This window comes from Glycomyces sp. YM15 (assembly GCF_016918015.1).
In the GTDB taxonomy this organism is placed as follows: domain Bacteria; phylum Actinomycetota; class Actinomycetes; order Mycobacteriales; family Micromonosporaceae; genus Glycomyces.
On record NZ_JAERMK010000023.1, the window covers coordinates 1 to 26,586 of the forward strand.

Genomic DNA, 26,586 nt, shown 5'->3' on the forward strand with positions numbered 1-26,586 from the left:
TGCGCAGTCTCCAGAAACTCCCTGAGACCGTCAAGCGCTTCTTCAACCACCCCGAACTCGCCTACATCCTTGCCGCCCAACCGGAATGACACCAGAACAACCAACTTCACAGTTCCGGATTAGTAGCACGTGTCCTGGACGGTCGTCCTGTCCTGCAACGAATCCGCGACGGCGCAAGCCTCTTTCGAATCCGCTCGCAGCTGTATCAAGGGCGCACACGCCACACCAGATAGGGCAAGGCTCAAGCAGATCGTTTCCCCCAGATGTGGATACGTGACGCTCGAGCCCACGGCGCACTTGACGTCGGGTGTCCGACGGCCAGCAGGATCGTCGGCTTCCCGACCACGACCCGTTGTTCGACAGCGCAGTGTGGACGAGGCGGCGCCCTGCAATCCAAGTCAGACATGCCAGCTGCGCTGGCGACGGGTTCTGCCTCGTCAATCGATTCAGGTGAAGCCGGCATGTCGGTTCTGTCTCCGGTCCTTGCGAAGTTCAGCGACCTGCTTGGGGAGCTCAGCGACGGTCACCGCGGCGGGACCTGACATGATCGGTGTATGCCCCTCACGATTCAGGCGATGACCGTCAGGCAGCTGCTGACGTTGAATGCCGACATCCTCGCCGAACTCCGACGCCGCGGGCTCGTCCGGACGAAGAACGCCCCGCTCGGCGACCTCGCCGAGTACGGCGCAGCGCTCGCGTACAGCGGGCAACTCGCCAAGAACTCCGAGAAATCCTATGATCTGACTGCTGCTGACGGGCGCCACATTCAGGTGAAAGCCCGATCGGTCGATCGCAACGCGAGCAAGTCGCTGCCATTCTCCCCGTTCCGCACCTTCGATTTCGACGCGGCCGTCTTCATCGTCATCGACGCAGAGACGAACAGCGTGAGGTCGGCGTTCGAGTGGACTCCGGATGAAGTGAGAACCCTCGGTCGACGAAGGAACCACACCAACGGGCACGTCGTGCGGATCGACCAGATCCAGAGCGCCGGCACCGACGTCACTGCGATGATGCAGGGGGTGTGGGCGCAGTTGCTCGACCTTGTGGAAGCGGTCGGTCCAGAGGGATGATTTGGCTGTGCGCAAGCATTGCAGCCCCGGAGTCGCAGTCGTCCAGACCGCCACCGGGCCCTGACCAGACTCCATGCGTAGACATGCAGAAGCCCCGGAGATTACATCTCCGGGGCCTCGAATGTTTTGCGGATCTGGAGTTCTACCCGTCCTTAGACACGACCGTGATGAAGGTCATGTTCCCGTTGTGCCCGAAGTATTGCAGCTCAACCAGCCCCGGCACCTCGATGCGCACACACTCGCGCTTCGCTCGCATCTGCTGGTCTTTCGGGTGATCGACGCGTGGGTTGGTTCTCATCTCCTGGATGATCTCTTCGGCCTTGGTCATGAGGGCTCCTCTCGCCTACGAGAAGTAGAGCATGTGGAAAAGCGAGGGGGTGGATGCACCAACTACCCCCTCCCCCTCAGCTAACGCGGCTCGCGAGTCTGACGCACGAGCTTCTTGACGCTGGTCAGGCCAATGCCGTACCGCTCCGCCAACACCGGCTGCCGAACACCGGCCCGGTAGGCCGCAACCAGCGCCTCAATCTCAACCGGAGTCAGGCGCTGGTGCAGCGACCGCGGCCTACGGGAGTCGTCCACGGCGGCGGGACTGGACGCGACTTGGATGATCTGGGCACCAATTCGCCGTTCCAACGCTTCATGCAGGGCCACTACCTGCGTCAACGTGTTCGAATACGCGACCATACGGGGCGCACACATTGACAGACTTGACTGTGGCGCCTTGCGGGCGGTCACCGAACAGCGGATCCGTCGGCCCCGCCACGACCCGGCTCCCGCCGATGGGCGCTCAGTCCTCGAGCACCTTCGCGGCGATGTCGCCGAGCGCCTGCAACTCCGCGGGAGTGAGGCGATCGATCAGGTGGCGGCGGACCGAATCGACATGGCCCGGAGCGGCCTCGCGGATGGCACTGCGCCCGGACTCGGTCAAGGTGACCACGGTGCCGCGGGCGTCGTCGGGGTCGTCGCCGCGCGCGATGAGGCCGCGCTGTTCCATCCGGCCGAGATGGCGTGACAGGCCGCTGCGCGTCCACCACAGCCGCTCGCTCAGCTCGCCGACCCGAATCCCCTGCTCGGGCAGCTCGGACACGATCGAGAGCACGTCGTAGTCCTGTTCCGAGAGTCCGGCGTCCGCGGCGAGGTCGCGGTCGATCCGCAGATCGAGCAGGCGGCGCATCCGGCGGTAGCCGAGCCAGGCGCGCATCTCGGCGTCGCTCAGCCAGCGGGGTTCGGTCATGCGCTCCACGGTACCCGATAGTTGACATGTAACTAAAATGCGCGCTAGATTTTTAGTTACATGTAACTAATATTGGAGGTACGGCATGACCACCACCCCGGAGATCCTGGTGATCTGCGCTTCGACCCGACCCGGCTCGCTCAACCGGCGCCTCGCCGCGGCCGCCGCGAACCGGCTGCGCGCCGGAGGCGCGGTGGCACGGCTCCTCGACCTCGACGATTACCCGGTCCCGCTCTACCGCGGCGGCGTCGAGGCGACCGAGGGCGTCGCCGAAGGCGCCCGGCGGTTCGCCGCCGACCTGGCCCGCCACGACGGCCTCGTCCTCGCGTCCCCCGAGTACAACCACTCGATGCCCGGCGCCCTCAAGAACCTCCTCGACTGGGTCTCCCGCATCAAACCCTGGCCGACCGCCGGCGTTCACACCGTGCTCATGTCGGCCTCCACCGGTGCCCTCGGTGGCGCGCGCGGCCTCGAAGCCCTCCGCATCACCTTGGCGAGCAACGGCATGCGCATCCACGAATCCGACTACGCCCTCCCCGCGGCCGACCAGGTCCTGACCGAGCGCGGCGATCTGACCGACTCCGGGGAAAGCGATCGCCTCGACGCCGTTCTCAAGACCTTCCTGGCGGCGACCGGCGCCTCCGACGGCCGGCGGTGACGTACTCGACCGACCCGAGCCCCGGAGCGCGCTGAACGCCATTCGGAGGCCTCCCTTTCTTGACTGTCCGGTCAAGAACGGGGTACGCTCTTGACCGGACAGTCAAGAAAGGGATTCCGTTGGCACGAGAGACCCGGGAACGAGTACTCCGGACGGCGCGCGACCTCGTCCATGGAGCATCGCTGGCGGAGGTCGGCATCGAGGAGATCTGCGCCGAGGCGGGGGTCCACCGCGGCAGCCTCTACCACTTCTTTCCCTCGAAGGACGCGCTCGGCCTCGCAGTGCTGGACGCCAACTGGGATCTGATGCGCGCCATGCTCGACGAGGCGTTCCAGGCGGCGGTCGAGCCGCTCGACCGCATCGACCGCTTCATCCAGGGCTTCGGCCGGATGCTCGGTCTGATGCGCCAGAAGATGGGGACGACACCGGGCTGCCCGCTCGGCGGTCTGACCGCGGAGCTGTCGGCGCAGCCCGGCCCCGGGAGGGACCGGGCGCAGGCGGTGCTGGAGGAGTGGGCCGGATACTTCTCCGGCGCCGTTCACGAGGCCCAGGTGCGAGGGCAGGTCTCGCGATCGGTCGATCCGCACGCCGCGGCGCTGCGGATCCTGGCATTCGTGCAGGGCATGGCGCTGCTCGCCAAGGTGTACGACCGCCCGGACCGGGTCGTTGCGACCCGCGAGACGATCCGGGCGCTGATCGCCGCCGACTGAACCCCGCGCCGAGGGCCTGCCGGCCTTCGCGCGCCCACCGATTTGACCGAACGGTCAACTCTCATCGAATCCATGAAAAGGACAGGACACATGTCGAAACCACCCGCACCGAGCGAGCGCCCCGCCGAGACCGAGCTGGAGCGGACGTACCGCTTCGAGCGGTTCACCACGAAGCTCCTGATCGACGACATGCGTTTCCCCGCCACGGCGCCCAAGGCCGGCGACCGCGTGCCCCCGTTCGACCTGCCGACGCTCGACGGCGGCCGATTCCGGGACGACGATCTCGGCGCCGCACCGGTCCTCATGGCGTTCGGGTCGCGCACCTGCCCGGTCACCGAGAGCGCCGGACCGGTGCTGCGGCGGCTGCACGACGAATTCGCGGGCAGGGTTCGCTTCGTCGTCGTCAACACTCGTGAAGCCCACCCCGGCGACGTGTTCCCGCAGCCGAGGTCCTTCCGAGAGAAGTGGGAGCACGCCCTCGAGCTTCGCGCCCACCACGGTTTCGATTTCGAGGTGGCCGTCGACGACATCGACGGGAGTCTCCACCGCGCGATGTCGCCGAAGCCCAATTCGGCGTACCTCCTCAGTCCGGCCGGCGCCGTCCTCTACCGCGCGCACTGGGCCAATGATGAACGCGGCCTTCGCGATGCGCTCGCTCGAGCCGCCTCCGGCCGACCGCTCCAGCGGGGCGCGAGCAGGGGCATGACCGGGCCGCTGCTGCGCGCGGTCGGCCACCTGCCAGGCGTGGTCGCGTTCGCCGGGCGCAGCGTCGAACGGGACGTATGGCGCGCCGCCACCCCGCTCGCCGTCCTCGCCCGCCTGTCACGGCTGTTCGGCAGGCTGCGCAGCGACCACCGCGGAGCCGCCTCGCTCGCACTGCTCGTCGCCGCGGCCGCCATCGCCGTCGGCATCGTCCTCGCCCTCTGACCACCTCAGTCGTCGCGAGGCGTCTCCCCCGGTCCCGTCGTCGGCGTCCCCTCCACATCGGACCCGTCGGCGGGCTCGGTCGGACGCTCGGCGTCCGACTCGTCCGGCACTTCGACCCTGACACGCCATCCTTCGTCGGCGCCGATGACATGCAACGTGGCGGTGACTTCGAATGCGGCGCCGGTGACGGGATCGATCACCGTGCAGTCCACCTCCTTGCCCGAGGAGACGATGACCTCGAAATCACCGCAGTCGACCTCGGGGCGCTCGCCGAGCTGCTCTTCCAGCACTCTGGCGACGAAGTCGGCGACCGCGTCGCCGGAGGCGGTGAGTTCCGTTTCGGTGCTGCACGCGGCGAGCGCGAAGGACGCGATCGCCAGGGGCAGCGCGGTGAGGGGGTGCGAGCGCAATGCCGTGCCTTCTGTCCGATGTCTCGCCGGGCACGCGCCCGGCCGGGCCGCCGATCGTCGGCGCCCGCCCTGATTATGCGCGGAGCATGCGAGTGAGCGGTGCGGCGACGGACTCGACGCGTCGGCCGGCGCAGTCCCGTCGACCATTCGAAGTGCGCCCGGTCCCCGTTGGGCCGCAGCGATTTGCCGAGGGACGTTAGCCTGGGCGGTGCCCTCGCCCCAGCCCCCGAAGGAAGTGCCCACCGTGGTTCAGCAGCCCTACGGCCCCCAGTACTCACAGGCAGGCCACCCACTTCCCCCTCCCGGGAAACGCAACCCGGAGCACGCCTTCGAGGACCGGATCAAGCTGGGACGCGACATGGTCGTCGGCGCGGTCCTGGTCCTCGCCGGCACCGCATGCACCGGAGCCGCGGCCTGGTACGCGATGTTCGTCGCCGACGCGCTCGGGACGCCGGTGCCGGCCGCGCTGCTGGCGGCCGCAGCCCTGCTGTTCCTCGCCCAGGTCTGGTACTTCGTGCTCCGGGAGGGCCGGACGAAGCTCATCGCGGCGGCGATCGGCGTCCATCTGGTCCTGTTCGCGATCCCGATCCTGGTGTTCATCGGCGTCAACGAACAGGTGCTGGCCGTGCGCGGCGTCACCGAATCATGCACGGTCACTTCGCAGGAGAAGGTCTACATCCGCAGCGGCGGCGAGCGGGAGCCGCGGTACGAGCACACCCTGGAATGCCCGACCGGCGGGGAACTGGGGCTTCGGACCAGGCCGCACAGCCGCTACGAGGTGGGCGAGTCGGTCGTCATCACCTACGACCCCGAGGGCCGAGCCGGGCACCGCACGGGCGAGCCGAGCGGCGCGCCGCTCGCGCTGTTCGGTGCCATCGCTGCGGCGGCTTTCGTGCTCGGCACCGTCGTGCGGGTGATCTACCTGCGATTCAGGTGCAATCGCGGCGCGAAGCGTCGAGCCGCGTTCGGCGCGCCCGGGCTGTAGCCGGTCGAGCGTCGAGGCGCTGGACGCAGCTCACCCGCCGTCGTCCGCTTCGCGGTAGGTCACGTCCTCGATGCCTTCTATCGTTCTGAGCTTCACCGTGAGCTCCTCGACCGCGCCGCGGCCGCTGAGGACGAAGTCGGTGGTGCGCTCATACCCGTCGCCGTTCTCGCCCTGGACTTCGGTGACCTTGAAGCCCTCCGCGGTGCATCTGGCGAGCGCGGAGGCCAGCGCGGCCGAGCTCGTGTAGTGGATCCGGAGGCGTCCGGCGTGTTTGGCGTGGTGGGCGATGACGTCCTCGAGGGGGGCGAGCCCGGCGACGACGGCGAGCTGCGCGACGGCGACCGCGACGCCGGCCCAGTACAGGCCCGCGCCGCAGGCGACCGCGACGGCGGTGGTGGACCAGATCGAGGCGGCGGTAGTCATGCCGTGGACGATGTTCCGGTGGAAGAAGATGACGCCCGCGCCCAGGAAGCCGATGCCGGTCACGACCTGCGCGGCGATGCGGGCGGGGTCGACGCCGGGGGTGCCGGGGACGGTTTCGGGGAAGCCGTAGCGGCCGGCGAGCACGAACATGCAGGTGCCGACCGCGATGAGGCCGTGCGTGCGCATCCCGGCGGGCTTGCCCTGCCATTCTCGTTCGGCGCCGACGGCCAGCCCGAGCAGCAGCGCCAGCCCGAGGGGTCCCAAGAACGTCCAAGGCTCCATAACTGATGGGGATACCCGGACGGCCGCACGCCCAATCGAATTCGTATCGAGCCGCGTTGGCGAAGCCGATGCAGCGGCGAGATGTCGAGCGGGCGCGATCGCCGCGGTCCTCGGAGTCTCCGAACAGCGTGCCTCGCAGCTGACCCGGCAGGCAGCAGGCTAAAGCCCCGCGAAGAGGTCGGATTCCCAGCCGTGTTCGCCGCCGCCGGGGCCGCGTTCGCCCTTGACGAGGCGGTAGTGCTCGGCGCCGAGGGCGTCTTCGCCGAGTTTGTCGCCGAGGACGTCGAGCCAGTCGCCGGGGGCGATCTGGGTGGCGTAGGCGGCCATGGCCTCGCGTTTGCTCGAGGTGTCGCCGATGACGCAGGCGTCGATCTCGTCGTCGGGGACGCCGAAGGGCAGGTCGTCGACGGACTCGGCTCCGGCGAAGGGGTTGTCGGTGGCGCCGGTGAAGGCGTCGAACTGGGCCTCGATGATGCTGCGGGGCATCGTGGTCCAGTAGATCTTGCGGATGTCGTGGGCCGGGCCGAGGTCGGGTCGCCAGGTGGGGTCGGCGGCGAGGTCGGCGGCGCGCATGGCGACGCGGTGGGCCTGGATGTGGTCGGGGTGGCCGTAGAAGCCGTCGGGGTCGTAGGTGACGAGGACTTCGGGGGCGCGGTCGCGGATGACGGCCACGAGGTCGGCGGCGGCCTCGTCGCGGTCGGCGCCCCAGAACGCGCGTGGGTGGTCGTTCGCGCGCAGGCCCATCATGCCGGAGTCGCGGTAGCGGGCCACGCCGCCGAGGAAGTGGGTGTCGGTGACGCCGAGCGCGGCGGTGGCCTGCCGGTACTCCCAGTAGCGGTAGCCGCCGAGCTGGTCGGCCCGGTCGGCGGCGAGCCCGGCGAGGTGGGGGACGCGGACTTCGCCCTCCTCGCCGAGGGTGCAGGTGACGATGGTGACGTGCGCGTCGGGCCGGGCGGCGTAGTGGGCGATCGTGGCGCCGGTGCCGACGGTCTCGTCGTCGGGGTGGGCGTGGACGAACAGGATCCCGCGTGCGCTCATGCGGTCAAGACTAGCCAGCGCAGTGGTCGACCGGCGCCTCTCGAGTCCCACGGGCCACGATGGATCAATCGAAGCAAACTTTGCAATCTACAGTCCCATCAAGAAAAATGCTCGGAATTGTGATGCACCCCATGACCATCGGCGGCCCGTTTAGGGCTATCCTGCGCTGATGACCACGACCGAAGACAGTGCCGTCTCGTCGCCGCCCCGGGCCGCCATCAAGGCACGGAACCTGCGGATCGACGACTGGCGGCGGGGCCCGATCCTGACAGTTCTCGGCATCACCGTCTGGGTCGCGTACGCGACCTTCCGGGTCTTCTACCAGGGCGACTACTGGGTCGCGGATTACCACTACCTGACGCCGTTCTACTCCCCGTGCGTCTCGGAGGGCTGCGTCCCCGAGTCCGCCCACTTCGGACGGTTCCTGCCGGACCACCCGCTGCTCCCGTACGCGGCCTTGAGCCTGCCGTTCCTGCTGGCGTTCCGGCTCACCTGCTACTACTACCGCAAGGCCTACTACCGCTCGTTCTGGCTCTCCCCGCCCGCGTGCGCCGTCCCCGACGGGCACGCGAAGTACACCGGGGAGACCCGCTTCCCGCTGATCCTCCAGAACTTCCACCGGTACTTCTTCTACCTGGCCTTCGCGATCTCCCTGATCAACACCTGGGACGCGGTCCTGGCCTTCCACTCCCCCGACGGCTTCGGCTTCGGCCTCGGGAACGTGGTGCTGTGGGCCAACGTGGTGCTGCTGTGGTGCTACACCCTCGGCTGCCACTCGTGCCGCCACGTGATGGGCGGTCGGATGAAGCACTTCTCGAAGCACCCGATCCGCTACCGCCTGTGGACGTTCTCGAGCGTGCTCAACGCCCGCCACATGATGTGGGCCTGGATCACCCTGGCGTCGCTGGCGCTCACGGACCTGTACGTCATGGCCGTAGCCGCCGGCTGGATCACCGACCTCCGCTTCGTCGGGTAAGGGGAATGCGCATGAGCGACAACGACATCAACGAGGTCGAGCACCTCGCCTGCGACGTCCTCGTGATCGGCGCGGGCGGTGCGGGCCTCCGGGCCGCCGTCGAGGCGCGGGTCGCCGGCAAGAGCGTCATCGTGATCTCGAAGTCCCTGTTCGGCAAGGCGCACACCGTCATGGCCGAGGGCGGCGCGGCCGCCGCGATGGGGAACGTCAACGCGAACGACAACTGGCAGGTCCACTTCCGCGACACGATGCGCGGCGGGAAGTTCCTCAACAACTACCGGATGGCCGAGCTGCACGCCCAGGAGGCGCCGGACCGGATCTGGGAGCTCGAGACCTACGGGGCCCTGTTCGACCGGACCGCCGACGGCAAGATCAGCCAGCGCAACTTCGGCGGCCACGAGTACCCGCGCCTCGCGCACGTCGGCGACCGCACCGGGCTCGAGCTGATCCGCACCCTCCAGCAGAAGCTCGTCTCGCTCCAGCAGGACGACGAGGCGGCCGGCGAGGGCGAGGACAAGCTGCAGGTGATCGACGAGACGACGATCACCGAACTGTTCACCGACGGCGGGGCCGTCAAGGGCGCCTTCGGGTATCGGCGCGGCACGGGCCGGTTCATCGCGATCGCGGCGCCCGCGGTCGTGCTCGCGACGGGCGGCATCGGGCGCTCGTTCAAGGTCACGTCGAACTCGTGGGAGTACACCGGTGACGGCCACGCGCTCGCGCTCCGGGCCGGCGCGAAGCTCATCAACATGGAGTTCATCCAGTTCCACCCGACCGGGATGGTCTGGCCCCCTTCGGTTCGCGGCATCCTCGTCACCGAGTCGGTGCGCGGCGACGGCGGGGTGCTGAAGAACGCCGACGGCAGACGGTTCATGTTCGACTACATCCCCGAGGTGTTCAAGGCGCAGTACGCCGACAACCCCGAGGAGGCCGACCGCTGGTACACCGACCCCGACAACAACCGCAGGCCCCCGGAGCTGCTGCCGCGCGACGAGGTCGCGCGGGCGATCAACTCGGAGGTCAAGGCGGGCAGGGGCTCCGAGCACGGCGGCGTGTACCTCGACATCGCCTCGCGGCGGGACCCCGAGACGATCCGCAAGAAGCTCCCGTCGATGTACCACCAGTTCAAGGAACTGGCCGATGTGGACATCACGGCGGAGCCCATGGAGGTGGGCCCGACCTGCCACTACATCATGGGCGGCATCGAGGTCGACGCCGACACGACCGCTTCGGCGGTCACGGGACTGTTCGCGGCCGGGGAGGTCTCGGGCGGGATGCACGGCTCGAACCGGCTCGGCGGGAACTCCCTTTCGGACCTGCTGGTGTTCGGCAAGCGCGCCGGCGAGCACGCCGCGGCGCACGCCGCCGCGTCGGCGTCGCCGAAGCTCACCGAGGCTGAGATCGCGGCGGCGGCAGAGGAGGCCTTGCGGCCCTTCGGGAACGACGGCGAGAACCCGTTCGCGCTCCAGAACGCGATGCAGGCGATCAACGGCCGCCTCGTGGGGATCATCCGCCGCGCGGGCGAGCTCGAAGCGGCGCTGACCGAACTGGCGGCGCTCAAGGAGCGCATCGCGAACGTCAGCGCGAGCGGCGGCCGGGCCTACAACCCCGGCTGGCACTTGGCGCTCGACCTGCGGAACATGTACGTCTGCTCGGTCGCGACCGCGATGGCCGCGCTGGAGCGGGACGAGTCGCGCGGCGGGCACACCCGCGAGGACGCGCCGGGCATGAACCCGCAGTGGCGCAAGGTGAACCTGGTGGCCTCGCTCGACCGCGGCCCCGACGGGGCCGAGGAGGTGCGGCTGGAGCGCCAGCCCGTGCCCGCCATGACGCCCGAGCTGCTGGGCCTGTTCGAGCAGACCGAGCTCTCCAAGTACATGACCCCCGAGGAGTACCGCTCCTCGAACGGCCCTGCAACGACAGCGGAGGAATCCTGATGGGCGAGAGGAACTTCCGGGTATGGCGGGGTGACGCCGACGGCGGCGACTTCGCCGAGTTCGACGTCGAGGTGAACGAGGGCGAGGTGATCCTCGACGTGGTGCACCGCATCCAGGCCGAGCAGGCGCCCGACCTGGCGGTGCGGTGGAACTGCAAGGCGGGCAAGTGCGGTTCGTGCTCGGCCGAGGTGAACGGGATGCCGCGGCTGATGTGCATGACCCGCATGAACCTCTTCGAGGAGGGCGAGACGGTCACGATCACGCCGCTGCGGACGTTCCCCGTGGTGCGCGACCTCGTCACCGACGTGTCCTTCAACTACGAGAAGGCGCGGCACATGCCGGCGTTCGCGCCGCCGGAGGACCTGAAGCCGGGCGAGTACCGGATGCAGCAGGTCGACGTGGAGCGCAGCCAGGAGTTCCGCAAGTGCATCGAGTGCTTCCTGTGCCAGAACACCTGCCATGTGGTGCGCGACCACGAGGAGAACAAGCCGCCGTTCTCGGGCCCGCGCCTGTTCATCCGGGCCGCCGAGCTCGACATGCACCCGCTCGACGCTCGCTCGGACCGCCGCGAGCAGGCCCAGGACGACCAGGGCCTCGGCTACTGCAACATCACCAAGTGCTGCACCGAGGTGTGCCCGGAGCACATCAAGATCACCGACAACGCGATCATCCCGATGAAGGAGCGCGTCGCCGGGGACCGCTACGACCCGCTGGTGTGGCTGGGCCGCAAGATCTTCCGCCGCGCCGATTGATGGCTCGCAAGCCTCGCCGAGAGTGACGAGACCGCGACGCCCGAACAGGCCCGACCTCGGGCACCCGTGTCAGGGTTGTCGTCGGGGGCGCTGCGAATGTCCGATTTGCAGGCGAGCACCGGGCTCAACCGTGTTCACGTTCACGACGGACGGGGCGGACCACCGCATTGCGATGGTCCGCCCCGTCGTCCGTTCTCGCTACTCGCCCGCCGCGTGCACGAGGTCGATCTCGACCTCGATGTTGCCGCGCGTCGCGTTCGAGTACGGGCAGTACTCGTGCGCCTTGGTGACGAGGCCTTCCGCGACCGAGCGGGGTGCGCCCGGGATCGAGACCTCGAGGACCGCGTTCAGGCCGAAGCCGTCGCCGCCGTCGAGCTTGCCGATGCCGACGCTGGCTTCGACGCTCGAGGCGCCGAGGTCCACTTTCGCCTGGCGGGCGATGCTCTGGAGTGCGGAGTGGAAACAGGCCGCGTAACCGGCGGCGAAGAGCAGTTCCGGGTTGGGGGCGCCGCCGGGGCCGCCGAGTTCGGGGGGCATCCGGACGTCGAAGTCGATGAGGCCGTCGTCGCCGGTGACATGGCCGTTGCGGCCGTCGCCGGTCGAGACGGCGTGAGCAGTGTAAAGCGCCTTCATGGGGTCTCCTTCTTCTCTGCGGTCGCCGCTATTCGGCGGCGCGGTGTTCACGGAGCGATGCGGTGAATTCGTTGAGCTTGTCGCGCAAGGCGTACAGCTCCTCGTGGGGCATGTCGGTGGACGAGCCGACGGTCTTGGCGATCTCGCAGCCCTCGCGCTCGAGACCGGCCCCGGCCTCGGTGAGGTGCACGGTGACCCGCCGCTCGTCTTCGGACTCGCGGCGGCGCTCGACGAGCCCGGCGGCCTCGAGTCGCTTGAGCAGCGGCGAGACGGTGCCGGAGTCGAGCTGGAGCGCGTCGCCGAGGGCGGTGACGGTGAGGCCGTCGTTCTCCCACAGCGCCATGAGGACCAGGTACTGCGGGTACGTGATCCCGAGCCGGTCGAGCATCGGCCGATAGAGGCCGATGACCGCCCGCGAGGCGGTGTACAGCGCGAAGCAGGCCTGCTCGCGGAGCCGTGGTGTCGCGTCCATGCGGTTGAAACTAGCGCACAACTAAGTTGTGCACAACCTATATGTGATCCAGCGATCAGATCGGATCGCCGTCGCGGGCGTCAGCCGAAGCGCACGTGCTTCGCGATCTCCCGCAGGGCGCCTTCGGGGTCCGCCGCCACCGAGGGCGGGAAGTTCCCGGCCATGAGCAGCCCCGCGAAGCCGTGCACGAGCGACCACGCGCCCAGCGCGTTCGCGTTGAACTCGGGCATCTCGCCGCCGGGGCCGGGCTTCGGCTCCCCCGATCCGCGGATGAGCGCGGCGCGCGAGCGGGCCTCGGCGCGGGCGAGGTCGGGGTCGTCTTCATGCAGCAGTTCGGGTCGGAACATCGTCTCGAAGTACGCCTTGTTGTCGATGGCGAAGCGCACGTAGGCGATCCCGACTTCGATGAAGTCGCCGGTCGCCTCCCACGCCCTGTCCAGTGCGTCCGCGAAGCGGTCGTAGCCCTCGGCGGCGACGGCGGTCAGGAGCCCGGCCTTGTCGCCGAAGTGGTGGGCCGGAGCGGCGTGCGAGACGCCCGCCCCCTTGGCGACGGCCCGCAGGCTCAGGGCGCTGGGGCCGCTTTCGGCGATGGCCTCGACGGCCGCGTCGATGAGCGCGCGGCGCAGGTCGCCGTGGTGGTAGCGATCGGTCACAAGAGCCACTGTAGCGCGTATCTTGACAGTGTCAAATACCACTCGACCGATCGAGGCGCATAACTTGACACTGTCAAGACTGCCGCGTACGTTGGGTTTCCAAGCCACTCACGATTGGATGCCCCCCTGATGTTCGAGTCCACTCTCGCCCTGAGCGACGCCTCCCGCATCATCGCCGGAATCGGTCTGCTCACCATCGTCACCATCGAGTTCGGCGGCACCTTCCTGCTGAAGATCGCCAGCGGCAAGGTCCCGTTCACCGAGTTCCAGAAGTCCTTCTCAAGAGCCGGGCACGCCCACGCCGGCGTCCTGGTCATCCTCAGCCTCGTCAGCCTGATCCTCGCCGACGCGACGGGCCTCGAAGGACTCTGGGGCTGGGTCGCCCGCATCGCGATCCCGGCGGCCGCCGTCCTCATGTCCGGCGGGTTCTTCGCCACGATGGCGGGCCCGGGCCGCACCGCGCCCAATCGGCTCATCGCGATCGTCTACGCCGGCGCCGCGAGCCTCGCGCTCGGCGTCGTGACCCTCGGGATCGGCCTCCTTGCCAATTGACGGCTCACAAGCGTCGCCGAAAGTGCCAATTGACGGCCCGCAAACGTCGCCGAAAGCGCAGCCTGACCCACATCACCTGGTCGCGCCGTGTCGTCACGGCGCGGCCCCGCCTAGACTTGACCCTCGTGAAACTCAGCATCGGTATCGTCGGCCTGCCCAACGTCGGCAAGAGCACGCTGTTCAACGCGCTGACCCGCTCGGAGATCCTCGCGGCGAACTACCCGTTCGCGACCATCGAGCCGAACGTCGGCGTGGTCGCCGTCCCGGACTCCCGGCTCCCGAAGCTGGCCGAGATCTACGGCTCGGAGAGGATCCTCCCCGCGACGGTCACCTTCGTCGACATCGCGGGCCTGGTCAAGGGCGCCTCCGAAGGCGCGGGCAAGGGCAACCAGTTCCTCTCCAACATCCGCGAGACCTCGGCGATCGCCCAGGTCGTGCGCGTCTTCGAAGACGGCAACGTCACCCACGTCGACGGCAAGGTCTCGCCCGTCGACGACATCGAGACGATCAACACCGAGCTCATCCTCGCCGACCTCCAGACGGTAGAGAACGCCCTCAAGCGCCTCGAGCGCGAGGCGCGCATGAACAAGGACGCCAAAGCGAAGCTCGAGGCCGTCCAGACCGCGCAGCAGGTCCTCGACTCCGGCAAGACGATCTTCGCCGCCGGGCTCGACACCGAGCTGCTGTACGACCTGCACCTGCTCACCGCGAAGCCGTTCATCTACGTCTTCAACGTCGACGAGGACCAGGTCGCGGACGAGGAGCTGGCCGCGAAGCTCCGCGCGCTGGTCGCCCCTGCGAAGGCCGTCCTGCTCGACGCCAAGTTCGAGTCCGAGCTCATCGACCTCGACGAGGCCGAAGCGCTCGAACTCCTCGAATCGACCGGCCAGACCGAACCGGGCCTCGACCGCCTCGCGAGCGTCGGCTTCGAGACCCTGGGCCTCCAGACCTACCTCACGGCGGGCCCGAAGGAGACCAGGGCCTGGACGATCAAGAAGGGCGCGACCGCCCCCGAGGCCGCCGGCGAGATCCACACCGACTTCCAGCGCGGCTTCATCAAGGCCGAGATCGTCTCGTTCGACGCGCTTGTGGACGCCGGGACCATGCAGGCCGCCAAGGCCGCCGGCAAGGTCCGCATGGAGGGCAAGGACTACGTCATGGCCGACGGCGACGTCGTGGAGTTCCGCTTCAACGTCTGAGAGACGGCCGAGGGCTGAGGCCCGCGCCCAACGCGGCCCCTTCCCTCAGCTCTTCCTGACTCATGCCTTCGCGTCAGGTGCTTTACTTGGCGATATGACCGAACGCGATGACTTCCTCACATGGGTGAACACTGCGGTCAGAGAAGCGGAGACCGCGCTCCATGAAGGCGACGCCACTGCGCGGCGTGGGATCTGGTCCCGCAAGAACCCGGTCACCGTCTTCGGTGCCTGGAAGAGCGCGGTCGGGACAGCCGAGACCGACGAGCTCTTCACCTACCTGGAACAGCGTTTCTCCGGCTGCACGTCCCACATCTACGAGATCGTGGCCGCCGACGTCATCGGCGACATGGCGTACACGGTCGGCTTCGAGCACACGCAGACCACCTTGGACGGCACCGACCGCACCTACACCCTGCGCGTGACGCAGGTCTACCGGCGCGAGGCGGGCGAGTGGAAGGTCGTCCATCGACACGGCGACACGCCGCCTGACCACGCCTAGCGAATGCGAAAGGCCGAAAGCGCCGTCGCGACGGCGACCTGGTCGAGACGCGCGGCGATGCCCAAGCGCGGCAGCGCCTCAGCCCCGCAACGCCCGGCCCTCCCCGGTGATGGCCGGGTTTAAACACGCCTTTCCTTGAGCACTATGGAATCCGACGCCGCGACGCGCGGTCGCGGCGTCGTCGATTTCGGAGGTGGGCCATGCAGCGTGAGCCGAGACAGCGGGAGGTCGCGGTCGTGACCGGCGGCGGGCAGGGCGTCGGCAGGGCGATCGTCGAACGGCTCCTCGCCGAGGGCCGCGCGGTGGTCGTCGTGGAACTGCACGACGAGCGGCTCGAATGGCTCGACGAGGCCATCGGTGAGAGCCGGGCCTGGGTGGTCGTGGGCGACGCGGGCGAGGACGCGGTCGCCGCTCGCGCCGTCGCGGCCGCCGAATCGCTCGGCGCGCTCACCGGCTGGGTCAACAACGCGGCGGTGTTCCGCGACGCCTGGCTTCATGAGGCGGGCGGCGCGGCCGTCGCGGAGCTGATCCGGCGGAACCTCCAGCCGTGCCTGGCGGGGGCCGCCGCCGCGGTGGCCGCGTTCCGGGTCCAGGGCGTCCCCGGGAGCATCGTCAACGTCTCGTCCCATCAAGCGCAGCGGGCCGTGCGGGGCGCCTTGCCGTACGCGACCGCCAAGGCCGCGATCGAGGGCCTCACGCGAGCGCTCGCGGTCGATTACGGCCCTTGGGAGGTGCGGGTGAACGCGCTCGCCCTCGGGTCGGTGGCGACCGAGCGGCTGCGTTCCCTCGAGGACTCCGGCGCGGCCGCGTACGCGCGCGTGGAGGCGGCGATGCGGAAGCTGCATCCGCTCGGCAGGGCGGGAGAGGCTGCCGAGGTCGCGGAGGCGGTCGCGTTCCTGCTCTCGGCGAAGGCCTCGTTCATCAGCGGCGCGGTACTGCCGGTCGACGGCGCCCGAGCGGCCCAGGGCCACGATCCCGAGGCCGAGATGCCGGCCTGACGCGCTCCGGACATGGCTGCGGCGGACCGGCGGGGAGGTGGGGTCCCCGGCGATCCGCCGTGCGGGTTCGCGCTATTCGCTTCGTCGGAGCCAGCGGAAGCGGCCCTTGGAGAGGCTCGGGTCCTCTTGGGCGGCGAGGTCGCCGGCGATGGTGATGTAAGCGGTCTCGACCCGGCCCGCGAAGGTCACGTCGGTGAGACTGAATCCGCCTTCACTGGCGAGCACGATGAGCGTGGCTTCGTCGGTGCGCGACACGTCCGGTCTGACGCCGAGCGTGTCAGCGAAGATCTTGATGTGTTCGGCGAGCTCCGCGTGCTGGGAATCGTCGAGCGGCAGCGACCGCGAGAGGCGGCCGTCGTCATCCGCTACCCAACCGTTGAGCTCCCTCAGTGCATCCAGCAGCACGTTGTCGTCTTGCTCCGTTCTCCTCATGGCACCATCGCCATTCGTCGTGGCTTTCTGACTGCCGCGACCGGCATAGCGGTGCCCTGCCTGAGCAGGGCTGCGACCGATCAGTAAGGTGGTCTGATTCGCTCCGACGGACACGCGGACTTCGTGTCTGAATTGTCGCCGGATCTTTATCGTTTCTGAACCGAGTCTTGCGCGTCTCCCAGTTTCTGTCCAGACCGGCAAATGGGATTAATCGGTAATATCGGGTTACATGGGACGGTTCTTGTCTGGTTTTGTGCTGGTGGACACGATTCCTGACCGTTGGATCTACGCCACATCATCCGAACGTATGAACAACAGATTGCTCAATAGCGATCACAGGACGTGATCTGACGCGCGAAAGATAACGAAACGCCCTCAAACCGGCAACAGCGGCGAAGCCTGAACGACACGCCGCCACCGATAAGCTCTTGCGGTGAACGAACCGCGTCCTGAGCCGCCGAAGGTCGTCGTCGGCGCCGCGATCCGCGAGGGACACCGCATTCTCGCCGCCGCCCGCGCCTACCCGCCCGAGCTCGCCGGGCTCTGGGAATTCCCCGGCGGCAAGGTCGAACCCGACGAGACCGAAACCGAAGCGCTGATCCGCGAATGCCGCGAAGAACTCGGCGTCACGATCGCGGTCGGCGAGCGCGTCGGCGGCGACCTCTCGACCGGCAACGGCCGGTACCTGCTGCGGGTCTACGTCGCGGAGCTGACCGACGGCGAGCCGCACGCCGCGGAGCACGCCGAACTGCGCTGGCTGGCCCCCGCCGAACTCGACTCCGTGCCCTGGCTCCCGGGCAACCGCCCGGCGGTCGACGCCCTCCGGGAGCTCCTGCGCGCCTGAGCGTCCGGCACCTCCCGATGGCCGAGATGTCACTGGTGAGCACTCTCCGGGCTGCATAGACTGACGCTCCGTGCCGATCGAGGGAGGGCGCCGAGTGGCCGCAATGGACATCGTGATCCGAGGAGCCGAGGTCGCCGACGGGACCGGCTCGCCGCTGCGCACGGCCGAGGTCGGCATCAAGGACGGCCGCATCGCCGCGATCGGGGGCCGGCTCGACGGCAGGCGCGTCATCGACGCCGGCGGCCTCGTCCTCGCCCCCGGGTTCATCGACATGCACGCCCACTCCGAACTGGCGCTCCTCGCCGATCACGACCACCTCGCGAAGCTCGGCCAGGGCTGCACCCTCGAAGTGCTCGGCCAGGACGGGCTCTCGTACGCGCCCGTCGACGAGACCACCGCGCCGCTGATGTGGGAGGCGATCGCCGCGTGGAACGGCCGCCTCGACGTCGCATACGACTGGCGCACGGTCGGCGAGTACCTCGACCGCCTCGACCGGGGCATCCCCGTGAACGCGGCCTACCTCGTCCCCCACGGCACCGTGCGGATGCTCGCGATGGGCTGGGAGGACCGCGAACCGACGCACGCCGAACTCGAGGTCATGAAAGCCCTGGTCACCCAAGGCATGGAAGCGGGCGCGTTCGGGCTCTCGGCCGGTCTGAGCTACGCGCCGGGCATGTACGCGAAGACCGGCGAGCTGGTCGAATTGTGCAAGGTGGTCGCGGGCTACGGCGGCTACTTCAGCCCCCACCAGCGCAGTTACGGTGCCGGCGCGATGGAGGGCTACGCGGAGATGATCGAAATCGGCCGCGCCTCGGGCTGCGCCCTGCATCTGGCCCACGCCACCTTGAACTACCGCGTCAACGAGGGACGGGCCGCCGAACTGCTCAAACTCGTCGACAAAGGCCTCGACGAGGGCCTGCCGATCAGCCTCGACACGTACCCCTACCTGCCGGGCATGACGATGCTCGCGGCGCTGCTGCCGAGCTGGTCGGTCGCGGGCGGCTACGGGGCGCTGCAGGAGCGGCTGGCGGACGCCGGGAACCGCGCCCGGATCGTGCGCGAGCTCGACGTCGAGGGCACTGACGGCGCCAACGGCGTCCCGGTCGACTGGACCAAGATCGAGATCGCCGGGGTCGCCGATCCACAGCTGCGCGGCCTCGTGGGACGCCGCGTGAGCGAGGCCGCCGAGGGCCGCGCCCCGGCCGAGTTCTTCCTCGACCTCATCGTGCGGGACGAGTTCGGCACCGCCTGCCTCATGCACGAGGGCAACGAGGAGAACGTCCGGACGATCATGCGCCACGGCGTCCACACCGGATCGACCGACGGCGTGCTCGCGGGCGAGAAGATCCACCCGCGCGCGTGGGGCTCCTTCGCCCGCTACCTCGGGCACTACACCCGCGAGCTCGGACTGATGAGCGTGGAGGAATGCGTGGCCCACCTCAGCGGCCGACCGGCGGCCATCCTCGGCCTGCGGGACCGCGGCCTGGTGAAGGAGGGCTTCGCGGCCGATTTGGTGTTGTTCGATCCCGAAACGGTCGACGCGATGGCCACCTTCGAAGCACCACGCCGGCAGGCCGCCGGTATTCCGTATGTCTTGGTCAACGGCGCCTTGGCGGTAGAAGAAGGCCGACGAACCGAAGCCCTGTCAGGCCGTTCGGTGCGCCACTCGGCCTCCCGTCGCTGACGCCGCGCCCGTCAACGCGGCCTGTCGGTCCAGTGTGGCTGACGTCTATACGCTCCCCCGCAAACGCTTGCGCAACGGTGCGTTCCGCGCCTTGTCCTTGCCCCACCCAACTTTTCGCGCGGGTGCCGGTCCGCGTGTCCCGGGTGCGGACCCCCAGTGCCTTCGGGCATAGTGCGGGCCCGGCACATTCAAGGAGAACGGGATTTCATGCAGGACTCCCCGAATACACGCGTGTCCACGCGCGCTCCGATTTCGGCTGCCCGCGACACTGAGGAAGCGGTCGTGAGGCGGCGACGAATAGGTCGGATGAGGGTGGCGGTCGGGTGCGGCCGCCGGGTCGCCTGAAGTCGCCCTGCCAAGGCTCGATGCAGCGGGGTTCATTGCGCCCCAGTGCAGTTGATCGAAGAGATTGATACTCCTCAATGGATAATTCACCCTTTCAGGTGATGGCAACCCACCGATACCAAGCCATACTTGAATCAGTACAAGGAGACGAAAAACAGACAGATATTCGAGCATGGCGAGGCGGTGAAATCCAGTGGCCCGACGCACCAGCCCCACTACTCCCCAGGCCCGTGCAGAGCAGCGCGCCAAGACCCAGGCCACCAGGATGCTCCTCGATGATGCAGCGGCGATGATCAACGCCCACAATGCCATTGCACTCAAGATCGTCTTGGACGCCTTCGAACGGAACGTGCACCGTGACGCCGACGGCTTCTCAGCCCAGCGGGACTGGCTGGTCTCCGAGTTCGACTTCACCTTTCAGACCGCCGGGAACATCGCCTCCATCGCGAAGCTCGCCAAGAAGTTCGGTGTCCTCGCTGAGGCGGCCCTGACCGGGTACGCCCGGATCGACCAGGTCGCCTACGCCATGAATCGCTTGAACGCCACCACCGCGGCGGCCCTGTTCTCCCGCACCCCGTTCAGGGCCCCGGTGAGCTCCCCGTTCGATGCCGAGAGGGAATGCGCGACCCCTGAAGCGCTGGTGGCCGAGTACGCCGCGCATGCCCCGTTCAAGGACCTCGCGCGCCATCTGAAGGAGCTTCACGCGAACCTCGCCGATGAGGCGGAACTCCTCGACGGGCTGGGGGAGGCATCGCTGCAGCGGCTCGAGTTGCGCGAGGAGTTCGAGGGCGGCATGTGGACCCTCTCGGGCGTGCTCTCCTCCACCACCGGGATGCTCCTGGACAAGTACCTCAAGACCGCCGTCCCCCCTCCCCGCAAGGACGAGGTCGACGCCTACGGGGTTCTACCTCCGCAGGTGACTCGCAATGCCGAAGCGCTCCACCAGCTCGTGGCCGGCTATGGGGCTTCTCCCGAAGCGGCGACCCGCCACGGCCACACCGCCACTCTGAACCTCACGGTCGATGTCGAGACTCTGCAGGGCAAGGACACCGGACGGGTGCCGCTCCTGGAAGGCCGCCCCGTCAGCCTCGCGAGGGCGCGACTGCTCGCCTGCGAGGGCCTGGTCATTCCCTCGGTGTTCAACTACGCCACCGGAGAGGCGATCGAACTCGGCCGGGCGCTCAGGGTCCCGAATACGGCGCTGCGCAGGAAGCTCGAACTTGAGCAACCTGAGGGTTGCGCTTGGCACGGGTGCGGTCGCCCGGTCGCATGGTGCGAGGCGCACCATTTGTCCCATTGGGCGGATGGCGGCGAAACGGTCGCCGAGAACCTGATCCTCTTGTGCCGGTTCCACCACGGGCGCATCCACACCAGGGGCTGGACTGTCACCAAGACCGGCCCCGGGGAGGCGATGATCGTCCACCACGAGGCAGGCTGCGCACACCGAACCGTCGCCCCTTGCGGCCGGACCAGTGAGGGCATGCCCCACGAGAGTGACACGACAGGTACCGCGGAGACGTGCGGATGCAGCGACTGGCGCACCGAGGCCGACATGGACGACCTGTTCAAGGGCCAGGAGAAGGATTTCTTCCCGACCGGTCTCTATCCGTTCGAATGGTCGGAGGCGATGACCCCGGACCTGGAATGGATCGCCGAGCAGGTCGAGGAGGCCCGCGACTACTTCGAGCACGGCATCAACCGCCGCGGCTACCAAGGTACGACCGCCAAGCTCGGGTTCGACGATGACGAAGCCGAGAACCACATGAGGAACTACCAGGTTCCGGTCACCGACCCGCCGCCGATCTACGGTGAACGCGACTCAGCCGAAGCATTCATTCCCTTTTGAGGACGCCCGCCGGGGCCGCAATCCCGGCGGGGAACTGCACGAAGCGCGGCACACCAAGGCCCAGGTGAAAGCAGGCAGGGCCGACGGACACAAGGCGCTCAGGCCTGGACTCCTTATGGATCCAGGCCTTTCCCCATGCCCCGCAGAGTGACCAATGCTTCGTCGGACCGACCGCGACTGAGGCCGCCCGACCCCGACGGTCCCCCGGGCCGACAGACCGACCCCGACCGCCCAGACTCCTCTCGTCGCTGCCGCCTTGACCGGGGCCACGGCGACCGGCAAGCCGATGCGCGTGCGTGTGCCTGGGGATACACCTTGAGCCGCAGGCCCGGCTCGACCGTCAGTGGCGCAACAAACTGCGTGGAAGTCGAAGCCGCCCAGACGAAAGCGAGGGGCGGCGGACCGTGGTCTTGACCCGGCTTTCGGTCCACCGCCCCGGTAGTGAACCGGCGCCCCGCCGAGACGAAGTCGGGGCGCCGGAAACTCGCTACTTCAAACCTGAGGTCGAGAACCCCTGCACGAAGAACCGCTGGAAGAACAGGAACATCAGCAGCACGGGCAGGATGAACATGGTGCTGCCCGCGGCGAGCAGGTTCTGCACCGGGAAGCCCTTCTCGTTGACGTACCCGGCGGTCATCGCCACGGCCAGGGTCGTCGTGTCATCGCTCAGCAGGAGGCTCGGGGCGATGAAGTCGCCCCAGGACGCGGTGAAGGTCAGCACCATGCACGCCGCCAGGATCGGCCCGGATTGCGGGATGAAGATCTTCCAGAAGATCCGCACGTGGCCGCACCCGTCGAGGATCGCCGCCTCCTCGAGCTCCTTCGGGATGCCCGCGAAGAACTGGCGGAACAGGAAGACCATGAAGGCGGCGCCGCACAGGCCCCACAGGATCCACGGAATGTAGGTGTCCACGAAGCCGAGTTTGGCGAACATCAGGTAGGTCGGGATGAGGGTGATGATGCCGGGCATCATCATCGTCGAGATCAGCAGGCCGAACCAGAATTTCTTGCCGGGTGCGGAGAGGCGGGCGAACCCGTACGCCATCCACGCCGACGAGATGGTCGTCAGCACCGACGAGATCGTGGCGAGGATCAGCGAGTTGCGCGCGTAGCCGAGGAAGTCGATGAACGTCAGGGCATCGAGGTAGTTGTGCCACTGCGGTGTCGCGGGGAACAACTGGATCGGGAAGACCGACAGTTCGTTCGGGGCCTTCAAGGAGGTGAGGATGAGCCAGCCGAGCGGACCGGAGAAGATCACCGCGAGCGTGATCAGCGAAAGGTACAGGGCCGTGAAGCGGGCCCGGCGCGCGAGGTTCACGTTCATCAGCCCTCCTTCCCTTCGGTGGGGTCGACGCCGCCGTAGAAGACCGCCTTGCTGCCGATCTTGAAGACCACGCCGGTGATGAGCAGGACGAACAGGAACAGCACCCACAGCAGTGCCGAGGCGTATCCGAAGTGGCTCTTGGCGAAGTACTCGGCGTAGACGTGCACCATGAAGAGGTAGTTGCCCTCGGGCACGGCCGTGACGGCCGCAGGGCCGTTGACCGGCGCGAGCAGCAGCGAGGGGACGAACACCTGGAGCGAGCCGATGACGCCCGTGACCACCTGGAAGAAGATGATGGGGCTGAGGATCGGCAGCGTGATCTTGAAGAACGAGTAGACCGGACCGGCGCCGTCCACTCTGGCTGCTTCAAGCAGTTCCCTGGGCACGTCCTGCAGAGCGGCGAGGGAGATGATCATCGAGCCGCCGACGCCCCACAGGATCATCAGGATCAGCACGAAGCGGGTGTACGGATCGGCCAGCCACGAAATCGGCTCGCCTCCGGCGGCGCCGACCAGGGCGTTGGCCGCACCGGCGTTCCGGTCGAAGATGATCTTGAAGGTCAGCGCCGCGGCAACGCCGGGCACCACGGCCGGCAGGTAGAACAGGGCGCGGAACAGCGTCCGACCCCGGAAGTCGCGGTTGAGCATGACCGCCATCACCAGGCCCGCGGCGACGCCGGTGGGCACGGTGGCGAGCATGAAGATCCCGGTGCGGCCCAGGGATTCGATCGTCTGCGTGTCCTGGAAGACCCGCAGGTAGTTGTCGAAGCCCACATACGACCAGTTCGGGGAGAGCCCGTCGGTGTTGGTGAGGCTCATCCAGAACGCGTAGCCGAGCGGGAACAGCGTCAGCAGCACGAACCCGGCGATCCAGGGCCCGACGAACAGGTAGAACGTCCGGGTTCGCTGCCCGGCCCGACCCCGCCTGCGGCGGGGTCGGGCCGGCACCGCAGGGGGAGTCTCACGCGACGCGTGGAGCGTTGCGGTCACAGCACCAGCTCCTTGCCGTCGTCCAGGAGCGCCTGCATGTCGGTGTTGAGCGTGTCGGCCAGCGCCCCTGCGGAGACGTCCTCGTTGATCGCGTCGGGCAGGTACTGGTTGAGCACGGCGTCGAGCGCCTCGACCTTGACGTACGGGGAGAACGACAGGACCTTGAAGTAGTCGGACTCGGCCTCTACGGCGGCGAGGGCCTGTTCCTGGGCGGGCGTGCCGACCGGCAGGTCCGCACGGAGCGACAGCAGGCTCGGCATGCCCCAGCCGCCGGCCGCGCGCTCTTTGGCGGGGTCGCCGCCCATGAACCACTCGAAGACCTGCCAGGCCTCGTCCTGGTGCTTGGAGGCCTTGGGGATCCAGTAGCCGGTGGCGCCGAAGCAGGGGCTGATGCGCTCGCCGCCCATCGTCGGGGCGGGGGCGAGTCGGGAGGTCTCGGCGAGTCCGGCCTCGGCCGCGATCGCGCCGCCGAACCAGTAGCCGGACCAGGACTGCGCCAGGCGGCCGGTCTGGTAGGGCGGCCAGTCCCAGCCGTCGGGGTTGGGCTCGACGGGGCTGAATCCGACCTTGGCGCGGGCGTAGTCGAGGAACCACTGGAGGGCCTTCTGCCCCTCGGGCGAGGAGAAGTCGACGGTGCCGAGGTCCTCGGAGAGCAGGCTGCCGCCGGCGGAGGCGGTCATGTTGGCGAGGCTGATGAACAGGCCGAGGCCGCCGGCCGAGAGACCGTAGACGGTGGTGGTGTCGCCGTCCTTCTGGGTGAGCTCCTTGCCCATCTCGAGCCACTGGTCGTAGGTGACCGGCTCGGTCTCGGAGGGGTGGGCGACGCCGGCCGCGTCGAACAGGGCGGTGTTGTACCAGAACATGGCGTCCTGGGAGTAGTCCTTCGCCATGCCGTAGCGCGGGCCCTGGCCCTGGACGGAGCCGTCGTAGCGCCACACGTCGTTGACGGGGTCGATGTCGTCCTCTTTGAGCAGTTCGCTCTTGGCGAAGTAGTCGTCGAGGGGGAGCGCCAGGTCGCGGCCGACGATGTAGGGCGTCTCGACGGCGCCGAGGCCGCGGACCAGGTCGGGTGCGGTGCCGCTGGCGAGCATGGCGGTCAGCTTGGTGGTGTCGACCTCGACGCGCTTGATCTTGACGTCGAGCCGCTCTTCGGCGGTCTTGAGGAATTCCGGGCTGAACTCGTTTTCCGGGGCCATGATCGTCAGCGTCGTCTTTCCGCCGGCTCCGCCCCCTGCCGAAGGGGCGCAGGCAGAGAGGGCTCCGGCAGTGGCCGCCGCAGCGGCACCTGCGGCGGTGCCGCGCATCAAGCTTCGACGGGACACCGGCGTCCCGAGGGATCCACGCATGGGTTTTGGCCTTTCAGGGAAGGGGTACGAAACTCTGTTGACGAAGGCTAGCTCTGCTCGCTTAAGTACGTCAATAGTCTTGACAAAGATTTATGAGCGGGCTGTATGATCGGCCAATGCCCCGGACGAAGAGCGGATCCCTCCAGTCACTGCGCCGGGCGAACCAGGAACGGCTGCTGACCCTCTTGCTGCGCAAGGGACCCACGCACCGCGCCGAGCTCGCCCGCCGCGCCGACCTGTCGCGCACGACCGTGTCGACCATCGTCACCGAATTGATATCCCGCGGTCTCGTGATCGAGCGGGACGGCGACCCCGACGGGGACGGCCGCGCGAAGGAGACCCTCGCGATCAGTCCTGGCGCCGCCGTCGCGCTCGGCCTCGACTTCACCTTCGACCACGTCTGGGTGCACCTCTCCGACTTGGCGCACAACGAGATCGCGGGCGCCGGCCGCGCCGTGGACCCCGAGCTCGGCTGGGCCGAACGCATCGACGTCGCCGCCGACCTGCTCGAACGCCTCATCGACGAGCACGGACTCGACCGCGGCAGGATCGTGGGCGCGGGCGTCGGCCTGCCCGGCCCCATCGAGAAGGCCACCGGCATCGTCTCCACCTCGCTGCCCGACCAGCCCTGGTCCCATGTGCACGCCGCCGACGAGTTCGCCCAGCGACTCCAACTGCCCGTGGCGATCGAGAACAACACGCGGCTCGAAGCGGTGGCCGAGGCCTACAGCGGCGCGGGCCGAGGCGTCCGCGACCTCATGTACGTCGGCCTCTCGAACGGCATCGCGGCCGGACTCATCCTCGACGGCAGAGTCTTCCGCGGCGCGGTGGGCGCCGCCGGGGAACTCGGCCACACCTCGATCAATGTGGACGGCCCGGCCTGCCCGTGCGGGAACCGCGGCTGCCTCGTCCTCCACGCCGGCATCCCCGCCGTCCTGGCGGCGCTGCGACCCCACTTGGGCGCCAAAGCGACCGTGGAAGACGTACTCGCCGCCGCCGCCGCGGGCGACCGCGCCTGCGAAGGCGTCCTCGCCGACGTCGGCCAGATGACCGGCCGCGTCCTCGCCAGCCTCTGCAACCTGCTCAACCCCGAACGCATCGTCGTCGGCGGCGAACTCGCCCGCGCCGGCGAAGTCCTCCTCGACCCGCTGCGCACCGCGCTCCGCCGGTACGCGCTCACCCTGGTGCGCGACGTCGACGTCGTCCCCGCCGCCCTCGACCTCGGCGCCCGCGCCGGAGCCGTCGGCGGCGCGGCCCTCATCCTGCGCGAAAGGCCCGGCCTCGCCTCCGCGCTCGTCGACCTCACCGAACCCGCAGTGCCCATCCGCCAGCGCGCCAAGCCCGCCGCGGACGGGCGGTAGGGTC

The 26,586-nt window shown here is 68.5% G+C and carries 28 protein-coding genes and 1 pseudogene; 16 read left to right on the forward strand and 13 right to left on the reverse strand.

What is annotated here, in order from left to right; genetic code table 11:
* Positions 1 to 575: 575 nt before the first annotated feature.
* The gene (locus JHY01_RS21445; protein WP_205327742.1) at positions 576 to 1,070 is read left to right on the forward strand and encodes a hypothetical protein; all 495 of its coding nucleotides are present in this window, start codon (positions 576 to 578) and stop codon (positions 1,068 to 1,070) included.
* 142 nt (positions 1,071 to 1,212) lie between these two features.
* Here the strand turns inward: JHY01_RS21445 and JHY01_RS21450 are convergent, their stop codons facing one another.
* The 3 genes from JHY01_RS21450 to JHY01_RS21460 form a co-directional block, all read right to left on the reverse strand.
* Positions 1,213 to 1,398, reverse strand: coding sequence for a hypothetical protein (locus tag JHY01_RS21450; RefSeq protein ID WP_205327743.1), 186 nt, complete (start codon positions 1,396 to 1,398; stop codon positions 1,213 to 1,215).
* A gap of 80 nt (positions 1,399 to 1,478) precedes the next feature.
* The gene (locus JHY01_RS21455) at positions 1,479 to 1,757 is read right to left on the reverse strand and encodes a hypothetical protein (RefSeq protein ID WP_205327744.1); all 279 of its coding nucleotides are present in this window, start codon (positions 1,755 to 1,757) and stop codon (positions 1,479 to 1,481) included.
* Positions 1,758 to 1,860: 103 nt separating this feature from the next.
* Positions 1,861 to 2,307: a MarR family winged helix-turn-helix transcriptional regulator gene (locus tag JHY01_RS21460; RefSeq protein WP_205327745.1), complete on the reverse strand. Its 447-nt coding sequence runs from the start codon at positions 2,305 to 2,307 to the stop codon at positions 1,861 to 1,863.
* An 85-nt stretch (positions 2,308 to 2,392) separates the two neighbouring features.
* On the opposite strand from JHY01_RS21460, the gene JHY01_RS21465 reads away from it, so the two are divergent.
* The 3 genes from JHY01_RS21465 (at position 2,393) to JHY01_RS21475 (ending at position 4,602) form a co-directional block, all read left to right on the forward strand.
* Complete coding sequence (locus tag JHY01_RS21465; protein ID WP_205327746.1) at positions 2,393 to 2,965, forward strand: NADPH-dependent FMN reductase; 573 nt, start codon at positions 2,393 to 2,395, stop codon at positions 2,963 to 2,965.
* A 119-nt stretch (positions 2,966 to 3,084) separates the two neighbouring features.
* On the forward strand, positions 3,085 to 3,675 hold the full coding sequence (locus tag JHY01_RS21470) for a TetR/AcrR family transcriptional regulator (protein WP_205327747.1): 591 nt from the start codon (positions 3,085 to 3,087) through the stop codon (positions 3,673 to 3,675).
* Between the two features lie 90 nt (positions 3,676 to 3,765).
* Positions 3,766 to 4,602, forward strand: coding sequence for a deiodinase-like protein (locus JHY01_RS21475; RefSeq protein ID WP_205327748.1), 837 nt, complete (start codon positions 3,766 to 3,768; stop codon positions 4,600 to 4,602).
* Positions 4,603 to 4,607: 5 nt separating this feature from the next.
* Here the strand turns inward: JHY01_RS21475 and JHY01_RS21480 are convergent, their stop codons facing one another.
* Positions 4,608 to 5,012 (reverse strand): hypothetical protein, encoded by a 405-nt coding sequence (locus JHY01_RS21480; RefSeq protein WP_205327749.1) that lies wholly within the window; start codon positions 5,010 to 5,012, stop codon positions 4,608 to 4,610.
* A gap of 244 nt (positions 5,013 to 5,256) precedes the next feature.
* Here JHY01_RS21480 and JHY01_RS21485 point away from each other — a divergent pair, with 244 nt between their 5' ends.
* Positions 5,257 to 5,997 (forward strand): hypothetical protein, encoded by a 741-nt coding sequence (locus JHY01_RS21485; protein ID WP_205327750.1) that lies wholly within the window; start codon positions 5,257 to 5,259, stop codon positions 5,995 to 5,997.
* 30 nt (positions 5,998 to 6,027) lie between these two features.
* On the opposite strand, the gene JHY01_RS21490 is transcribed toward JHY01_RS21485, so the two are convergent.
* Both JHY01_RS21490 and mshB read right to left on the reverse strand, forming a co-directional pair.
* Positions 6,028 to 6,684 carry an MgtC/SapB family protein gene (locus JHY01_RS21490; RefSeq protein WP_205327751.1) on the reverse strand — a complete coding sequence of 219 codons (657 nt, stop codon included), beginning with the start codon at positions 6,682 to 6,684 and terminating at the stop codon, positions 6,028 to 6,030.
* Between the two features lie 177 nt (positions 6,685 to 6,861).
* The gene (gene mshB / locus JHY01_RS21495; RefSeq protein ID WP_205327752.1) at positions 6,862 to 7,740 is read right to left on the reverse strand and encodes an N-acetyl-1-D-myo-inositol-2-amino-2-deoxy-alpha-D-glucopyranoside deacetylase; all 879 of its coding nucleotides are present in this window, start codon (positions 7,738 to 7,740) and stop codon (positions 6,862 to 6,864) included.
* Positions 7,741 to 7,909: 169 nt separating this feature from the next.
* Between mshB and JHY01_RS21500 the strand changes: the two genes are divergently transcribed.
* From JHY01_RS21500 to JHY01_RS21510, 3 genes and pseudogenes are all read left to right on the forward strand, one after another.
* Positions 7,910 to 8,716, forward strand: a complete 807-nt coding sequence (locus JHY01_RS21500) for a hypothetical protein (RefSeq protein WP_205327753.1) — start codon at positions 7,910 to 7,912, stop codon at positions 8,714 to 8,716.
* A gap of 11 nt (positions 8,717 to 8,727) precedes the next feature.
* Positions 8,728 to 10,653, forward strand: a complete 1,926-nt coding sequence (locus JHY01_RS21505; RefSeq protein ID WP_240193087.1) for a fumarate reductase/succinate dehydrogenase flavoprotein subunit — start codon at positions 8,728 to 8,730, stop codon at positions 10,651 to 10,653.
* Positions 10,653 to 11,396, forward strand: a pseudogene (locus JHY01_RS21510) (succinate dehydrogenase/fumarate reductase iron-sulfur subunit); the annotation flags it as partial. The gene JHY01_RS21505 and the pseudogene JHY01_RS21510, both read left to right, overlap by 1 nt.
* A gap of 207 nt (positions 11,397 to 11,603) precedes the next feature.
* On the opposite strand, the gene JHY01_RS21515 reads toward JHY01_RS21510, so the two are convergent.
* From JHY01_RS21515 to JHY01_RS21525, 3 genes are all read right to left on the reverse strand, one after another.
* Entirely contained in the window at positions 11,604 to 12,038 is a 435-nt protein-coding gene (locus tag JHY01_RS21515; protein ID WP_205327755.1) for an organic hydroperoxide resistance protein, read from the reverse strand.
* 28 nt (positions 12,039 to 12,066) lie between these two features.
* Entirely contained in the window at positions 12,067 to 12,510 is a 444-nt protein-coding gene (locus tag JHY01_RS27450) for a MarR family winged helix-turn-helix transcriptional regulator (protein WP_205327756.1), read from the reverse strand.
* A gap of 80 nt (positions 12,511 to 12,590) precedes the next feature.
* Positions 12,591 to 13,163 (reverse strand): TetR/AcrR family transcriptional regulator, encoded by a 573-nt coding sequence (locus JHY01_RS21525; RefSeq protein ID WP_205327757.1) that lies wholly within the window; start codon positions 13,161 to 13,163, stop codon positions 12,591 to 12,593.
* 129 nt (positions 13,164 to 13,292) lie between these two features.
* Here JHY01_RS21525 and JHY01_RS21530 point away from each other — a divergent pair, with 129 nt between their 5' ends.
* The 4 genes from JHY01_RS21530 (at position 13,293) to JHY01_RS21545 (ending at position 16,411) form a co-directional block, all read left to right on the forward strand.
* A complete protein-coding gene (locus tag JHY01_RS21530) occupies positions 13,293 to 13,715 on the forward strand; it encodes a hypothetical protein (RefSeq protein ID WP_205327758.1) in 423 nt (140 codons plus the stop codon).
* Between the two features lie 125 nt (positions 13,716 to 13,840).
* Positions 13,841 to 14,914 carry a redox-regulated ATPase YchF gene (ychF, locus tag JHY01_RS21535; RefSeq protein ID WP_205327759.1) on the forward strand — a complete coding sequence of 358 codons (1,074 nt, stop codon included), beginning with the start codon at positions 13,841 to 13,843 and terminating at the stop codon, positions 14,912 to 14,914.
* Between the two features lie 94 nt (positions 14,915 to 15,008).
* Positions 15,009 to 15,413: a nuclear transport factor 2 family protein gene (locus tag JHY01_RS21540; RefSeq protein WP_205327760.1), complete on the forward strand. Its 405-nt coding sequence runs from the start codon at positions 15,009 to 15,011 to the stop codon at positions 15,411 to 15,413.
* 200 nt (positions 15,414 to 15,613) lie between these two features.
* Complete coding sequence (locus tag JHY01_RS21545) at positions 15,614 to 16,411, forward strand: SDR family NAD(P)-dependent oxidoreductase (protein ID WP_205327761.1); 798 nt, start codon at positions 15,614 to 15,616, stop codon at positions 16,409 to 16,411.
* Between the two features lie 72 nt (positions 16,412 to 16,483).
* Here the strand turns inward: JHY01_RS21545 and JHY01_RS21550 are convergent, their stop codons facing one another.
* Complete coding sequence (locus JHY01_RS21550) at positions 16,484 to 16,843, reverse strand: hypothetical protein (RefSeq protein WP_205327762.1); 360 nt, start codon at positions 16,841 to 16,843, stop codon at positions 16,484 to 16,486.
* A 433-nt stretch (positions 16,844 to 17,276) separates the two neighbouring features.
* On the opposite strand from JHY01_RS21550, the gene JHY01_RS21555 reads away from it, so the two are divergent.
* The 3 genes from JHY01_RS21555 (at position 17,277) to JHY01_RS21565 (ending at position 21,562) form a co-directional block, all read left to right on the forward strand.
* A complete protein-coding gene (locus JHY01_RS21555; protein WP_205327763.1) occupies positions 17,277 to 17,687 on the forward strand; it encodes a (deoxy)nucleoside triphosphate pyrophosphohydrolase in 411 nt (136 codons plus the stop codon).
* Positions 17,688 to 17,790: 103 nt separating this feature from the next.
* A complete protein-coding gene (locus JHY01_RS21560; protein ID WP_205327824.1) occupies positions 17,791 to 19,371 on the forward strand; it encodes an amidohydrolase family protein in 1,581 nt (526 codons plus the stop codon).
* A gap of 538 nt (positions 19,372 to 19,909) precedes the next feature.
* Entirely contained in the window at positions 19,910 to 21,562 is a 1,653-nt protein-coding gene (locus JHY01_RS21565) for an HNH endonuclease signature motif containing protein (protein ID WP_205327764.1), read from the forward strand.
* A 487-nt stretch (positions 21,563 to 22,049) separates the two neighbouring features.
* Here JHY01_RS21565 and JHY01_RS21570 read toward each other — a convergent pair whose 3' ends face one another.
* The 3 genes from JHY01_RS21570 to JHY01_RS21580 are packed head-to-tail and all read right to left on the reverse strand — an operon-like array spanning position 22,050 to position 25,071.
* Positions 22,050 to 22,886, reverse strand: a complete 837-nt coding sequence (locus JHY01_RS21570) for a carbohydrate ABC transporter permease (RefSeq protein ID WP_205327765.1) — start codon at positions 22,884 to 22,886, stop codon at positions 22,050 to 22,052.
* On the reverse strand, positions 22,886 to 23,875 hold the full coding sequence (locus JHY01_RS21575; RefSeq protein WP_205327766.1) for a carbohydrate ABC transporter permease: 990 nt from the start codon (positions 23,873 to 23,875) through the stop codon (positions 22,886 to 22,888). Before JHY01_RS21575 ends, JHY01_RS21570 begins: the two co-directional genes overlap by 1 nt.
* Positions 23,872 to 25,071, reverse strand: a complete 1,200-nt coding sequence (locus JHY01_RS21580) for an extracellular solute-binding protein (protein WP_205327767.1) — start codon at positions 25,069 to 25,071, stop codon at positions 23,872 to 23,874. The genes JHY01_RS21575 and JHY01_RS21580 overlap by 4 nt, the downstream gene beginning before the upstream one ends.
* 266 nt (positions 25,072 to 25,337) lie before the next feature.
* Here JHY01_RS21580 and JHY01_RS21585 point away from each other — a divergent pair, with 266 nt between their 5' ends.
* Positions 25,338 to 26,582 (forward strand): ROK family transcriptional regulator, encoded by a 1,245-nt coding sequence (locus JHY01_RS21585; RefSeq protein ID WP_205327768.1) that lies wholly within the window; start codon positions 25,338 to 25,340, stop codon positions 26,580 to 26,582.
* Positions 26,583 to 26,586: the final 4 nt, after the last annotated feature.

What these genes read in the sequence shown, in the direction of transcription:
- JHY01_RS21445 (WP_205327742.1), top strand. Translation starts at nt 576, where the DNA reads ATGACCGTCAGGCAGCTGCTGACGTTGAATGCCGACATCCTCGCCGAA.
- JHY01_RS21450 (WP_205327743.1), bottom strand. Translation starts at nt 1,398, where the DNA reads ATGACCAAGGCCGAAGAGATCATCCAGGAGATGAGAACCAACCCACGC.
- JHY01_RS21455 (WP_205327744.1), bottom strand. Translation starts at nt 1,757, where the DNA reads ATGGTCGCGTATTCGAACACGTTGACGCAGGTAGTGGCCCTGCATGAA.
- JHY01_RS21460 (WP_205327745.1), bottom strand. Translation starts at nt 2,307, where the DNA reads ATGACCGAACCCCGCTGGCTGAGCGACGCCGAGATGCGCGCCTGGCTC.
- JHY01_RS21465 (WP_205327746.1), top strand. Translation starts at nt 2,393, where the DNA reads ATGACCACCACCCCGGAGATCCTGGTGATCTGCGCTTCGACCCGACCC.
- JHY01_RS21475 (WP_205327748.1), top strand. Translation starts at nt 3,766, where the DNA reads ATGTCGAAACCACCCGCACCGAGCGAGCGCCCCGCCGAGACCGAGCTG.
- mshB (WP_205327752.1), bottom strand. Translation starts at nt 7,740, where the DNA reads ATGAGCGCACGCGGGATCCTGTTCGTCCACGCCCACCCCGACGACGAG.
- JHY01_RS21500 (WP_205327753.1), top strand. Translation starts at nt 7,910, where the DNA reads ATGACCACGACCGAAGACAGTGCCGTCTCGTCGCCGCCCCGGGCCGCC.
- JHY01_RS21505 (WP_240193087.1), top strand. Translation starts at nt 8,728, where the DNA reads ATGAGCGACAACGACATCAACGAGGTCGAGCACCTCGCCTGCGACGTC.
- JHY01_RS21515 (WP_205327755.1), bottom strand. Translation starts at nt 12,038, where the DNA reads ATGAAGGCGCTTTACACTGCTCACGCCGTCTCGACCGGCGACGGCCGC.
- JHY01_RS27450 (WP_205327756.1), bottom strand. Translation starts at nt 12,510, where the DNA reads ATGGACGCGACACCACGGCTCCGCGAGCAGGCCTGCTTCGCGCTGTAC.
- JHY01_RS21530 (WP_205327758.1), top strand. Translation starts at nt 13,293, where the DNA reads ATGTTCGAGTCCACTCTCGCCCTGAGCGACGCCTCCCGCATCATCGCC.
- JHY01_RS21540 (WP_205327760.1), top strand. Translation starts at nt 15,009, where the DNA reads ATGACCGAACGCGATGACTTCCTCACATGGGTGAACACTGCGGTCAGA.
- JHY01_RS21545 (WP_205327761.1), top strand. Translation starts at nt 15,614, where the DNA reads ATGCAGCGTGAGCCGAGACAGCGGGAGGTCGCGGTCGTGACCGGCGGC.
- JHY01_RS21550 (WP_205327762.1), bottom strand. Translation starts at nt 16,843, where the DNA reads ATGAGGAGAACGGAGCAAGACGACAACGTGCTGCTGGATGCACTGAGG.
- JHY01_RS21560 (WP_205327824.1), top strand. Translation starts at nt 17,791, where the DNA reads ATGGACATCGTGATCCGAGGAGCCGAGGTCGCCGACGGGACCGGCTCG.
- JHY01_RS21570 (WP_205327765.1), bottom strand. Translation starts at nt 22,886, where the DNA reads ATGAACGTGAACCTCGCGCGCCGGGCCCGCTTCACGGCCCTGTACCTT.
- JHY01_RS21580 (WP_205327767.1), bottom strand. Translation starts at nt 25,071, where the DNA reads ATGGCCCCGGAAAACGAGTTCAGCCCGGAATTCCTCAAGACCGCCGAA.
- JHY01_RS21585 (WP_205327768.1), top strand. Translation starts at nt 25,338, where the DNA reads ATGCCCCGGACGAAGAGCGGATCCCTCCAGTCACTGCGCCGGGCGAAC.